Annotated in this window: 6 protein-coding genes and 1 tRNA gene; 1 reads left to right on the top strand and 6 read right to left on the bottom strand. The window is 72.2% G+C overall.

The features are described from left to right. Positions 1 to 112 precede the first annotated feature (112 nt). Entirely contained in the window at positions 113 to 1,519 is a 1,407-nt protein-coding gene (locus JF597_RS25180; protein WP_293998982.1) for a tyrosine-type recombinase/integrase, read from the top strand. Between the two features lie 42 nt (positions 1,520 to 1,561). On the opposite strand, the gene JF597_RS25175 is transcribed toward JF597_RS25180, so the two are convergent. The 6 genes from JF597_RS25175 to JF597_RS25150 all read right to left on the bottom strand — a co-directional run bounded on the left by JF597_RS25175 (position 1,562) and on the right by JF597_RS25150 (position 11,649). After that, positions 1,562 to 1,638: transfer RNA gene (locus JF597_RS25175), tRNA-Thr, on the bottom strand. A gap of 107 nt (positions 1,639 to 1,745) precedes the next feature. Then, positions 1,746 to 3,362, bottom strand: coding sequence for an alpha/beta hydrolase (locus tag JF597_RS25170; protein ID WP_293998980.1), 1,617 nt, complete (start codon positions 3,360 to 3,362; stop codon positions 1,746 to 1,748). 108 nt (positions 3,363 to 3,470) lie between these two features. Continuing rightward, on the bottom strand, positions 3,471 to 4,676 hold the full coding sequence (locus JF597_RS25165; protein WP_293998978.1) for a DNA polymerase III subunit delta': 1,206 nt from the start codon (positions 4,674 to 4,676) through the stop codon (positions 3,471 to 3,473). A 219-nt stretch (positions 4,677 to 4,895) separates the two neighbouring features. Next, a complete protein-coding gene (tmk, locus tag JF597_RS25160; RefSeq protein ID WP_293998976.1) occupies positions 4,896 to 8,171 on the bottom strand; it encodes a dTMP kinase in 3,276 nt (1,091 codons plus the stop codon). A 189-nt stretch (positions 8,172 to 8,360) separates the two neighbouring features. Beyond that, entirely contained in the window at positions 8,361 to 11,195 is a 2,835-nt protein-coding gene (gene topA / locus JF597_RS25155) for a type I DNA topoisomerase (RefSeq protein WP_293998973.1), read from the bottom strand. Positions 11,196 to 11,451: 256 nt separating this feature from the next. Next, positions 11,452 to 11,649 (bottom strand): hypothetical protein, encoded by a 198-nt coding sequence (locus JF597_RS25150; RefSeq protein WP_293998970.1) that lies wholly within the window; start codon positions 11,647 to 11,649, stop codon positions 11,452 to 11,454. Positions 11,650 to 11,846: the final 197 nt, after the last annotated feature.

The raw sequence follows: 11,846 nt of genomic DNA, 5'->3' as shown, positions 1-11,846 counted from the left end.
GGGACGTGCTTGAGGCCTACGCGAACAGCCTCGAACTGCTCCCCAACTGACCAAGACCACCCGAAGCCGCCCCGGACACACGTCCGGGGCGGCTTCTCTCATGGAGGAGTGCATGAGCACCCGCAACCCCAACATGGAGTCGTCCATCTACGAGGGCAGCGACGGTTGGTGGCACGGCCGCGTGACCATGGGCGTCAAGGACGACGGCAGTCCCGACCGGCGCCACCGCCGGGCCCGGACGCCAGCTGAGGTCAAGCGCAAGGTCCGTGAACTGGAAGACCTGCGCGACAAGGGGCGCGCGCCCAAGGCCGGCCGCAAGCCGACCGTGGAGCAGTGGATGACCACCTACCTCACGGACATCGCGTCCCTGAAGCTCAAACCGCGCTCGCTTGACGACTACTGGTCCAAGACCAGGAACGACATCATCCCCGGCATCGGAAAGCACCGGCTCGACAAGCTCCAGCCGGAGCACCTGGAGCGGATGTACCGCGTCATGCTCAACGAGGGACACGCTCCCTCCCATGTGCTCAAAGTGCACCGCATCCTATCGCGTGCGCTGAAAATCGCCCACCGTCGCCGGTTGGTCGTCGAGAACGTGGCCACCCTCGTTGACCCCCCGACGGTCGACGAGACCGAGGCCAACCCGTTCACGACGGAAGAGGCCAAGGCCTTCCTGGAAGCCGCCGCCAAGCGACCCACCTTCATGCGGTGGTGTGTCGGCGTCGGCATGGGCTTCCGGCAGGGCGAGACCCTCGGTCTCAGGTGGCCGTACGTCGACTTCGACAACGAGCTGTTCCGCCCCCAGTGGCAGCTTCAGCGCCTCACATGGCGGCACGGCTGCAAGGCCCCTCACGCGTGCGGTGCGAAGTTCCACCGGTTCGAGTCGTGCGCGGACGGCTGCACCACCCACAAGGGCTACAAGCGTGGTTGCCCGAAGCCGTGCCCGAAGGGCTGCACCGGGCACGCCCGCGCCTGCCCCGACCGGAAAGACGGCGGCCTGGTCTTTACTCGCCCCAAGACCAAGAAGAGCCGGAACGCCGTGCCGATCCCGCCGCCGTTCATCCCGTACCTGCGCGAGCACAAGGCGCAGCAGGAAGAGGCCCGCGCCGAGGCGGGGGACGGATGGGAGGATCACAAGCTGGTCTTCTGCCGGCCGGACGGGCGCCCCCTCGATCCCCGACAGGACTGGGAGGAATTCAAGGAACTGTTGGACGAAGCCGGGATCGACGACCGCCGCCTGTACGACGGGAGCCGCCACACCGCCGGCACGATCCTGAACGAACTCGGGGTCGACATGCCCACGATCATGGAGATCCTGCGGCATACCCAGATCAGTCAGACCCGGCGGTACGTGCAGGGGCGGTCGCATCTCTCGAAGGATGCGATGCGCCGCATGGGGGACCACTTCATGCCTCGCCCGGCCAGCGCGGATCCCGCGCCGGAACCCACAACTGAGACCAGAACTGAGACCGGCGACAGCCGCGCGGCCCGCGCCCAGCGTCGCCGCCGCATCCGCTGAACGAGAAAGCCCAGCTCAGACACTGTCTGAGCTGGGCTTCAGTGGAGCCGCTTTCGGGATTCGAACCCGAGACCTACGCATTACGAGTGCGTTGCTCTGGCCATCTGAGCTAAAGCGGCGCGTCGCCCGCACTATGGTGCGATCAGCGACGTCGGTAAGTCTACACAGTTTCCGGGGGTGGTCCGAACACGCCCCGGAGCGGGGGCTCCGGGGCCGGCCGCAGGGGCTATGAGCAGCGCTTTCCCTTCGCCGGTGGGGTGCCGTCGAGGAGGTAGGTGTCGATAGCGGTGTCGATGCAGGCGCTGCCCCGGCCGTAGGCGGTGTGGCCGTCGCCGACGTAGGTGAGGAGGCGGCCCGAGGAGAGCTGGGCGGCCAGGGACCGGGCCCAGGGGTAGGGGGTCGCCGGGTCGCGGGTGGTGCCGACCACCACGATGGGAGCGGCGCCCTTCGCCGCGATCCGGTGCGGCTCCCCCGTCGCCCGCACCGGCCAGTACGCGCAGTTCAGCGACGCCCACGCCAGGTTCGGGCCGAACACCGGGGACGCCTTCTCGAACTCGGGCAGCGCCTTGTCGACCCCCTCGGGGCTGGTGAAGGCGGGCGGCAGGTCCAGGCAGTTCACCGCGGCGTTGGCGAACATCAGGTTCGAGTAGCGGCCGTCGGAGTCCCGCTCGTAGTAGCTGTCGGAGAGGGCGAGCAGACCCGCGCCGTCGTTGTCCTTCATCGCCGTGCGCAGGGCGTCGCGCAGTTGCTCCCACTCGGCCTGGTCGTACATCGCCGCGATCACGCCGGTGGTCGCGAGGGACTCGGTGAGCTTCCGGCCGTCGGGGTCACCGGTCGGGACGGGGTGCGCGTCCAGCTTCTGGAAGAACGTCCTGAGGTCGTCGGCGATCTGCGTCGGCGTGCTGCCCTTGGCGCCGAGCGGGCAGTCAGTGCGCTTCGCGCAGTCCCTGGCGAAGGACTGGAACGCCGTCTCGAATCCCGCCGTCTGCTGGAGGTTCAGCTCGCGCGCGGACAGGGACGGGTTCATCGCGCCGTCCAGGACCATCCGGCCGACCCGTGACGGGAACAGGCCGGCGTAGGTCGCGCCGAGGAAGGTGCCGTACGACGCCCCCACGTAGTTCAGCTTCGGGTCGCCGAGCACCGCGCGCAGGATGTCCATGTCCCGCGCCGAGTCGACGGTGGAGACATGGCGCAGCAGCTGCGCCGAGTGCTTGCCGCAGGCCTCGGCGAACGTCTTGAACTCCTCGACCAGCCGGTCCGTCTCCCTCTGGTCGTCGGGGGTCATGTCGGTCTCGGTGAACGTGTCCATCTGCGGCCCGTCCAGGCACTCGACCGGCTCGCTGCGGGCGACTCCGCGCGGGTCCACGGCGACCATGTCGTAGCGCGCCCGCACTTCGGCGGGGTAGCCGATGCCCGCGTACTGCTGGAGGTAGTCCACCGCCGAGCCACCCGGCCCGCCCGGGTTGACCAGCAGCGATCCGAGCGGCTTCGCCTTGCCGGTCGCCTTCTTGCGGGCGACCGCCAGCCGGACGTCACCCGCGCCGGGCTCGGCGTAGTCCAGCGGGGCCTTCATCGTCGCGCACTGGAAACCGGGGACACCGCACTCGCGCCAGGTGAGCTTCTGGTCGTAGTACGGCACCAGCGCGGAGGGCGTCGAGCGGGGCAGCGCGGCCAGCTGGGCGGTGCCGGCCGAGGTGGCCGCCGACGTCGCCGTCGACGCGTTCCCCGCGGAGGAGCAGGCGGAGGCGAGCAGGGTGGCGGCCGAGAGCAGGGCGGCCGCCATCGTCCGGGTGCGGGCTCGGGGTCGAATCGGGGTCCGGCGGGTGATTCGCCTGATGTGCATCAATCGAGCGTAACGCCGGAAAATGATCTCCGTGCCGAGCGCGACGACTGTGGCTCGTACGGGTGACCCTGGTCAACGCCGCACACCCCGGGGCCCCGGATGGCGTCGTCAGCCCGCTCTCAGCGCCATCGTCATCGCCTCCACGGCCAGCAGCGGCGCCACGTTGCGGTCGAGGGCCTCCCGGCAGGCGGCGATCGCCTCGATCCGGCGCAGCGTGGCCTCAGGGGAGCCGGCGCGGGCCAGCCGCTCCAGGGAGTCCTCGGCGTCCGCGTTGGCGATCGCGACCCTGGAGCCCAGCTGGAGCGCGAGGACGTCGCGGTAGAAGCCGGTCAGGTCGGTGAGGGCGACGTCGAGGCTGTCGCGCTGGGTCCTGGTGCGGCGACGCTTCTGCATGTCCTCCAGGTCCTTCATCACGCCCGCCGTACCCCGCGGCAGGCGCCCGCCCTGGGCCGCCCCGAGCGCCGCCTTCAGCTCCTCGGTCTCCTTGCCGTCCATCTCCTCGGCGAGCTGCTTGGCGTCCTCCGCCGCCGCGTCCACCAGCTCCTGTGCCGCCTTCAGGCACGCGCCGATCTCGTCCAGCCGCAGCGGCAGCTTCAGCACGGCCGCGCGGCGCTCGCGGGCGGCCGGGTCGGTGGCCAGCCGGCGGGCCCGGTCGACGTGCCCCTGGGTGGCGCGGGCGGCGGCCGCGGCCACCTGGGGCTCGATGCCCTCGCGCCGGACGAGCATGTCGGCGACCGCGTCCACCGAGGGCGTGCGCAGGTTCAGGTGGCGGCAGCGGGAGCGGATCGTGGGCAGCACGTCCTCCAGCGAGGGCGCGCAGAGCAGCCAGACCGTGCGGGGGGCGGGCTCCTCGACGGCCTTGAGGACGGCGTTGGCCGACTTCTCGTTCAGCCGCTCGGCGTCCTCGACCAGGATGATCTGCCAGCGGCCGGTCGCCGGGGACGTGTACGACTTGCGGACCGTGTCGCGCATGTCCTTGACCAGGATCTCGGCGCCGACGGCGGCGACCGTGGTGACGTCCGCGTGGGTGCCGACCAGCGCCGTGTGGCAGCCGTCGCAGAAGCCGCAGCCGGGGGTGCCGCCCAGGGCGCGGTCGGGACTCACGCACTGCAGGGCGGCGGCGAAGGCCCGCGCCGTCTGGTTGCGGCCGGCGCCGGGCGGGCCGGTGAACAGCCAGGCATGCGTCATCTTCGACGACTCCGGCGGCGGCTGGTCGGTCGCGGCGGCGGTGACGAGGGCGTCGGCGTCCCGGGCGGCGGCGGTGAGCACCTCACTCACCCGCTCCTGCCCGACGAGGTCGTCCCACACGGTCATGGGTCACGCCGCCCTTTCGCCATACGTACCGGTCGAGATCGTCATGCCTACCGGTTCGAAGTCGTCATACGCACCGGTTCAGAGATTCCGGTGGTCCGGACCGCGCCGGTTCCGCGGTCCGGACTCCATTGTGCGGGTGCCCACTGACAACGGCGGGGCGGCACCGGTCGGACCCCGACCCGTGCCGCCCCCGCCGCACCCGAGCTTCCGGCCGCGCTGTCAGCCGCGCCGGCCGCGACCGCGGCGGCCCCGCTCGTCGTCGTACTCCGGCTCCTCGTAGGACCCCAGCAGTTCGTCCGCCAGCGACGGCAGGTCGTCCAGCGGGGTCTCCTCGGCCCAGTCGGGCCGGGGGCGCCGGCGCCGGGCCGGGCCGTCGGCGGCGTCCGCGTCGACCTGGGGCATCTCGCGGGTGCGGTCCTCGGAGCCGTCGGGGTTCGCGCCCGCCCGCTCGTCCCGGAAGAAGCCGGGCGGCATCCGGTCCGCCGGGGCGTCGGCGGGCACCGCGGCGTCGTCCCGCACGGGAGGCAGCACGGCGGTCTCGTCCGCCGCTCCCGGCGTCACCGGCGGCAGTACGGCCGTCTCGTCGGCCGCGCCCACGGGAGGCAGCACCGCCGTCTCGTCGGCGGCGCCCGGCCTCACCGGCGGCAAAACCGCCGTCTCGTCGGCCGCACCCGCAGGGGCCACCGGCGGCTGCGGCAGCTCCGCGGTCACCTCGGCGTCGGACTCCTGGGCCGCGGGCGCCTGCTCGTCCCGCACCGGGCGCAGCACCTTCGTCTCGTCGTCCCGGGTGTCCGGCTTCACCACCGGCGTCGGCATGGTCGTCGCCTCCGGTGTGACGCCGGGAGCCGCCGGCTGCCGTGCGGCGGACTGCTGGGCGGCCACGTCGGCCGCTGCCGCCGCCTCCGCCGCGGCGCGCCGGGCCTGCTCGGCCTTGAGCAGGGCCTCCTCGGCCTTACGCTGCTTCTCCAGGCGGCGTTCCTCGGCCTCGGCGCGCAGCCGGGCCTCCTCCTCGGCCTGCCGGCGGCGCTGTTCCTCCTCGGCCCTGCGGCGGGCCTCGGCCTCCGCGCGGGCCTTCTCCTCGGCGAGCAGCCGGGCCTGCTCCTCCTCGGCCCGCTTACGCGCTTCCTCGGCCCGCAGCCGGGCCTCCTCCGCCTGCCGTTCGGCCTCGCGGCGCTGCGCCTCCTCCAGCTCGCGGCGCTTGCGCTCCTCCTCCTCGGCACGGAGCTTGGCGAGCTGTTCCTGGCGCTCGCGCTCCAGGCGCTCCTCCTCGGCCTTGCGCGCGGCCTCTTCCTCGGCCTTGCGGCGGGCCTCCTCCTCGGCCTTCCTGCGCGCCTCCTCGGCGGCCTTGATCTCGGCCTCGGACAGCGGCAGCACGGTGTCGAGCCGGGCCCGGACGACCGTGGTGACCGACTCGGGCTCCTGACCCGCGTCGACAACGAGGTAGCGGCCCGGGTCGGAGGCGGCGAGGGTGAGGAAACCGGCCCGTACGCGCGCGTGGAACTCGGCGGGCTCGGACTCCAGCCGGTCGGGCGCCTCGGTGAACCGCTCACGGGCGGTCTCCGGGTCCACGTCCAGCAGGACGGTCAGGTGCGGGACGAGTCCGGCGGTCGCCCAGCGGTTGATGCGGGCGACCTCGGTCGGGGACAGGTCGCGGCCCGCGCCCTGGTAGGCGACGGAGGAGTCGATGTACCGGTCGGAGATGACGACCGCGCCGCGCTCCAGGGCGGGACGGACGACGGTGTCGACGTGCTCCGCTCGGTCGGCGGCGTAGAGCAGGGCCTCCGAACGGTGCGACAGGCCGGCGGACGAGACGTCGAGGAGGATCGAGCGCAGCCGCTTGCCGACCGGGGTGGCACCGGGCTCACGGGTGAGGACGACCTCGTGGCCCTTGGCGCGGATCCACTCGGCGAGGGCCTCGGCCTGGGTGGACTTGCCGGCGCCGTCACCGCCCTCCAGGGCGATGAAGAAGCCCTTGGCCGTGGGTGCCTGCGCCGGGTCGTCGCCGCCGAGCAGCGCGTCCCGCAGGTCGTGGCGCAGCGGTACGCCCGCGCGGTCGTCGACCTTGGCGAGCACCAGGGCGGCGACCGGCAGCAGCAGTGCGCCGACCAGCATCAGCGTGAACGCGGCGCCGCCGTGCGCGAAGACGAACTTGCCGTTCTCCAGGCGGTGCGGTCCGATCAGCGCGGCCACCAGGGGGGCGATCAGCGCGCCGAGCGCTATGGCGACGCGGACCACCGCGTGCAGGTGCTCGGTCGTCCGCGCCCGGCGGGAGTCCTCGGTCTCCTGGTCGAGCAGGGTGTGTCCGGTGTTGGCGGCCACACCCGCGCCGATGCCGGCCAGCGCGACGATCAGCAGGACGGTGGTGACGTCCGGGACCAGGCCCGCGGCGAGCAGCGCGATGCCGGTGAAGGCGATCGCCAGGAACAGCAGGCGGCGGCGGGAGAGCGTCGGGAGCAGCGCGGGTGCCGTGCGGATGCCGACGGCGACCCCGCCGGTCAGGGCGAGCACCAGCAGGCCGTAGAGCACCGGGCCGCCGTGCAGCTCCCTGGCGTGCAGAACGGATACGGCGACCGCGGCGGAGATCGCCCCGGCGACGGCGGCGCAGGCCAGCACCAGGAGCGGGATGGCGCCGGTGCGGCCGGTGTCGGTGCCGGCGGCGGTCCTGGGGCGGCGCAGGCCCTCCAGCGGCGACCGCGCGCGCGGGGTGCGGGTGCCGGGCACCTCCAGGTAGACCAGCACCGAGAGGGACGCGGCGAACAGGCCGGCGGCCACGTACGAGCCGAGGGCCGCCTGGTGCTGGGCGAACCAGGCGATGCCCGTGCCCAGCAGGTTGTTGACCAGCGACGCGACGACCAGGGCGGCGGCCGCGAGCGGGACCGCGAGGAACGTCGTCCGCAGCGAGAGGCGGCGCAGGGCGTCCAGGTGGTCGGGCAGCGGTCGTACCGTCGCACCCTCCAGGGGCGGGGCGGGCAGCAGCGCGGGGGCCGCGCTCTCCCGGCAGACGGTCCAGAAACGCTCGGCGACTCCGGTGACGAAGGCCGTCACCAGGACGAGCGTCAGGGCGTTCGCCGGGGTCCAGTCGATCCACAGGGGTGCGATGATCAGCAGAACCGTGCGCAGGCCGTCGGCTCCGACCATGGTCCAGCGGCGGTCGAGCGGGCCGTCCTGTGCGGTCAGCGCGGTGAGCGGGCCCAGCAGGACGGCGCCGAAGAGCAGGGTGGCGAGAACGCGCACCCCGAAGACGACCGTCACCGCCAGCGCCGCGCCGCGGTAGCCGCCGCCGAACGAACCCTGGGCCACGGCTGCCTGGAGCGTGAGCACGACAAGCACCAGCAACGCCAGGTTGTCGCCGATCCCGCTCACGAGCTGGGCGCTCCACAACCTCCTCAATTCGGGGCGGCGCAGCAGCGAGCGGACGGCGCGCTCGCGGGAATCCGCTACCAGCGCGTCGTCCGGATCTGTCTGGGGGGCCGTTGGCTGCTCGGCTCGCGTCATGCTTTCAGCCTATCGGCAGCCGCCGACAGACCGCGGCGGCCGTCCACAGGTGCGCACGCCCCGACACCAAGTTGATGCCGGGACGTGCACAATGCGAAGCCGATGTGAGGACCTGAGGGCTGCTCGGCCCTCCTGGGACGGCCGGCTCAGTCCCACCGGCCGGCTCTCAGCCCTCCGGGCGGTCGGCTCTCAGTCCTCCGCGGCCGTCTTGGCGGTCGTCGCCTTCTTGGCGGTCGTCTTCTTCGCGGCCGTCGTCGTCTTCTTGGCGGCGGTCTTCTTGGCCGCCGTCTTCTTCGCCGGCGTGGCCTTCTTGGCGGCCGCGGCCTTCTTCGCGGGCGCCTTCTTCGCCGTCTTCTTGGCGGGCGCCTTGGCCCGCTTCTCGGCGAGCAGCTCGTAGCCGCGCTCCGGGGTGATCGTCTCGACGCTGTCGCCGGAGCGCAGCGTCGCGTTGGTCTCCCCGTCGGTGACGTACGGTCCGAAGCGGCCGTCCTTGACCACGACCGGCTTCTCGCTGACCGGGTCGGTGCCCAGCTCCTTCAGCGGCGGCTTGGCGGCCGCCCGGCCGCGCTGCTTGGGCTGGGAGTAGATCTGCAGCGCTTCTTCGAGGGTGATCGTGAAGAGCTGGTCCTCGGAGGTGAGCGACCGCGAGTCCGTGCCCTTCTTCAGGTACGGCCCGTAGCGCCCGTTCTGCGCGGTGATCTCCTGGCCCTCGGCGTCGGCGCCGACGACGCGCGGCAGCGACATCAGCTTGAGCGCGTCCGCCAGCGTGACCGTGTCCAGGGACATGGTCTTGAAGAGCGAGGCCGTGCGCGGCTTGACCGCGTTCTTGCCGGTCTTCGGGGTGCCCTCGGGGAGCACCTCCGTGACGTACGGGCCGTAACGGCCGTCGCGGGCGATGATCTGGCGGCCGGTCTCCGGGTCGGCGCCCAGCTCGAAGTCGCCGCTCGGCTTGGCGAGCAGCTCCTCCGCGAGCTCGACGGAGAGCTCGTCGGGGGCCAGGTCCTCCGGCACGTCCGCGCGCTGGTGGCCCTCGGCGTCCTTCTCGCCGCGCTCGATGTACGGCCCGTAGCGGCCGACCCGCAGCACGATGCCGTTGCCCACCGGGAACGACGACACCTCGCGCGCGTCGATCGCGCCCAGGTCGGTCACCAGCTCCTTGAGGCCGCCGAGGTGGTCCCCGTCGCCGTTGCCGGCGTCGGCCGCGCCACCGGGGGCGGTGTCCTCGCCGCCCTCGCCGAAGTAGAAGCGCTTCAGCCACGGCACGGCCTGGGCCTGGCCGGCGGCGATGCGGTCGAGGTCGTCCTCCATCCGGGCGGTGAAGTCGTAGTCGACCAGTCGGCCGAAGTGCTTCTCCAGGAGGTTGACCACGGCGAAGGACAGGAAGGACGGCACGAGGGCCGTGCCCTTCTTGAAGACGTAGCCGCGGTCGAGGATGGTGCCGATGATCGACGCGTACGTCGACGGGCGGCCGATCTCGCGCTCCTCCAGCTCCTTGACCAGCGAGGCCTCGGTGTAGCGGGCCGGGGGCTTGGTGGCGTGCCCGTCGACCGTGATCTCCTCGGCGCTGAGCGCGTCGCCCTCGCTGACCTGGGGCAGCCGGCGCTCGCGGTCGTCCAGCTCGGCGTTGGGGTCGTCGGCGCCCTCGACGTAGGCCTTGAGGAAGCCGTGGAAGGTGATCGTCTTGCCGGAGGCGCTGAACTCGACGTCCCGGCCGTCGGCGGCGGTGCCGGCGATCTTCACCGTGACGCTGTTGCCGGTCGCGTCCTTCATCTGGGAGGCGACGGTCCGCTTCCAGATCAGCTCGTAGAGCCTGAACTGGTCGCCGGTCAGGCCGGTCTCGGCGGGCGTGCGGAAACGATCACCCGAGGGGCGGATCGCCTCGTGCGCCTCCTGCGCGTTCTTGACCTTCGCCGCGTACGTCCGCGGGGCCGAGGGCAGGTACTCGGCGCCGTACAGCTGCGTGACCTGGGCGCGGGCGGCCGCGATCGCGGTGTCGCTCAGCGTCGTGGAGTCCGTACGCATGTACGTGATGTAGCCGTTCTCGTACAGCTTCTGGGCCACCTGCATGGTGGCCTTCGCGCCGAAGCCGAGCTTGCGCGAGGCCTCCTGCTGCAGGGTCGTCGTACGGAACGGGGCGTAGGGCGAGCGGCGGTACGGCTTGGACTCGACCGAGCGGACCGAGAACCGGGTGTTCTCCAGGGCGGCGGCGAGCGCGCGGGCGTTCGCCTCGTCGAGGTGGAGGGTGTTCGCGGTCTTCAGCTGCCCGAGCGAGTCGAAGTCACGGCCCTGGGCGACGCGCTTGCCGTCGACGGCCTGGAGGCGGGCGACCAGCGACGACGGGTCGCTCGGGTCACCTGCCCGGCCGGTCCCGAAGGTGCCGGTCAGGTCCCAGTACTCGGCGGACCGGAACGCGATGCGCTCGCGCTCCCGCTCCACCACGAGCCGGGTCGCCACGGACTGGACACGGCCGGCCGACAGGCGCGGCATGACCTTCTTCCACAGGACCGGCGAGACCTCGTAGCCGTAGAGGCGGTCGAGGATGCGGCGGGTCTCCTGGGCGTCGACGAGCTTCTGGTTGAGCTGGCGCGGGTTGGCGACGGCGGCCCGGATCGCGTCCTTGGTGATCTCGTGGAAGACCATCCGCTTGACGGGGATCTTCGGCTTGAGGACCTCCTGGAGGTGCCAGGCGATGGCCTCGCCCTCGCGGTCCTCATCGGTGGCGAGGAAGAGCTCGTCGGACTCCTTGAGCAGGTCCTTGAGCTTCTTGACCTGCGCCCTCTTGTCGGCGTTGATCACGTAGATGGGCTGGAAGTCGTGCTCGACGTCCACGCCGAGGCGCCGTACCTCGCCGGTGTACTGCTCGGGCACCTCCGCGGCGCCGTTGGGAAGGTCACGGATGTGCCCGACGCTCGCTTCGACGACGTATCCGGGGCCCAGATAGCCCTTGATCGTCTTCGCCTTGGCAGGGGACTCGACGATGACGAGTCGGCGGCCGCCCTGTGCGGTCTCGCTGGTCGGGGACAACTTCGCTCTTCTCTCCGGTCGACGCTGGGGCCTCCCCAGGCCTTGCTCCCGGGGTCGCGGCACGGGCACGGATGCCCGCTCACTTGGTGACGCTGCGGAGTGTGACGGTACATCCCGCCCCCGTGTCAAACGGGAAAAGCTCACAACGGCCACTCGAACGGTAACCCGACTACCGCCATTCCTGCCGCCCGGAGTCCCCGGTCGCCCTTTCGGGCCCTGTCCGGAGCGTGATGCTCCGATTACCGGAGGGGCCCCCTCAGAGGCGGGTCAGGCAGTACGCACCGAGGGCCAGCGAGATCACCGCGGCGAGGCTCGCGAGGGTCACCGATGCGACCTGACTCACACCCTGGGCGACAGATTCGCCACGCCGGACCCGGACGCCGGTCCACACCAGCAGCGCGCTTCCGAACAGGGCGAACACCACGCCCGCGAAGATCGCCGGTCCGCTCTCCATGGCCCGCGCGCCCCTTCCCTGCCGCCCGTGACTGCCCAGCGCCCGGAGACTGGCACGCAGCAGCGGCGGGCGGGAGGCCGCCGGGCGAAATCGAGGTGAACGAGCGGCCGTAACCGCCTCGAACATGAGATCGACGGACGAGCCGCGGACCGGCGGCGGACCGGCGTCGAACCGGCGACGGACCGCGGGGCGAACGT

Source organism: Streptomyces sp., from assembly GCF_019510245.1.
In the GTDB taxonomy this organism is placed as follows: Bacteria; Actinomycetota; Actinomycetes; order Streptomycetales; family Streptomycetaceae; genus Streptomyces.
The sequence above is the reverse complement of the archived record's forward strand: the minus strand, read 5'-3'. Positions and strand labels throughout refer to the sequence as shown.

Coding starts and splice junctions, on each gene's coding strand:
- JF597_RS25180 (WP_293998982.1), top strand. CDS start 113: ATGAGCACCCGCAACCCCAACATGGAGTCGTCCATCTACGAGGGCAGC.
- JF597_RS25170 (WP_293998980.1), bottom strand. CDS start 3,362: ATGCACATCAGGCGAATCACCCGCCGGACCCCGATTCGACCCCGAGCC.
- tmk (WP_293998976.1), bottom strand. CDS start 8,171: ATGACGCGAGCCGAGCAGCCAACGGCCCCCCAGACAGATCCGGACGAC.
- JF597_RS25150 (WP_293998970.1), bottom strand. CDS start 11,649: ATGGAGAGCGGACCGGCGATCTTCGCGGGCGTGGTGTTCGCCCTGTTC.
- JF597_RS25165 (WP_293998978.1), bottom strand. CDS start 4,676: ATGACCGTGTGGGACGACCTCGTCGGGCAGGAGCGGGTGAGTGAGGTG.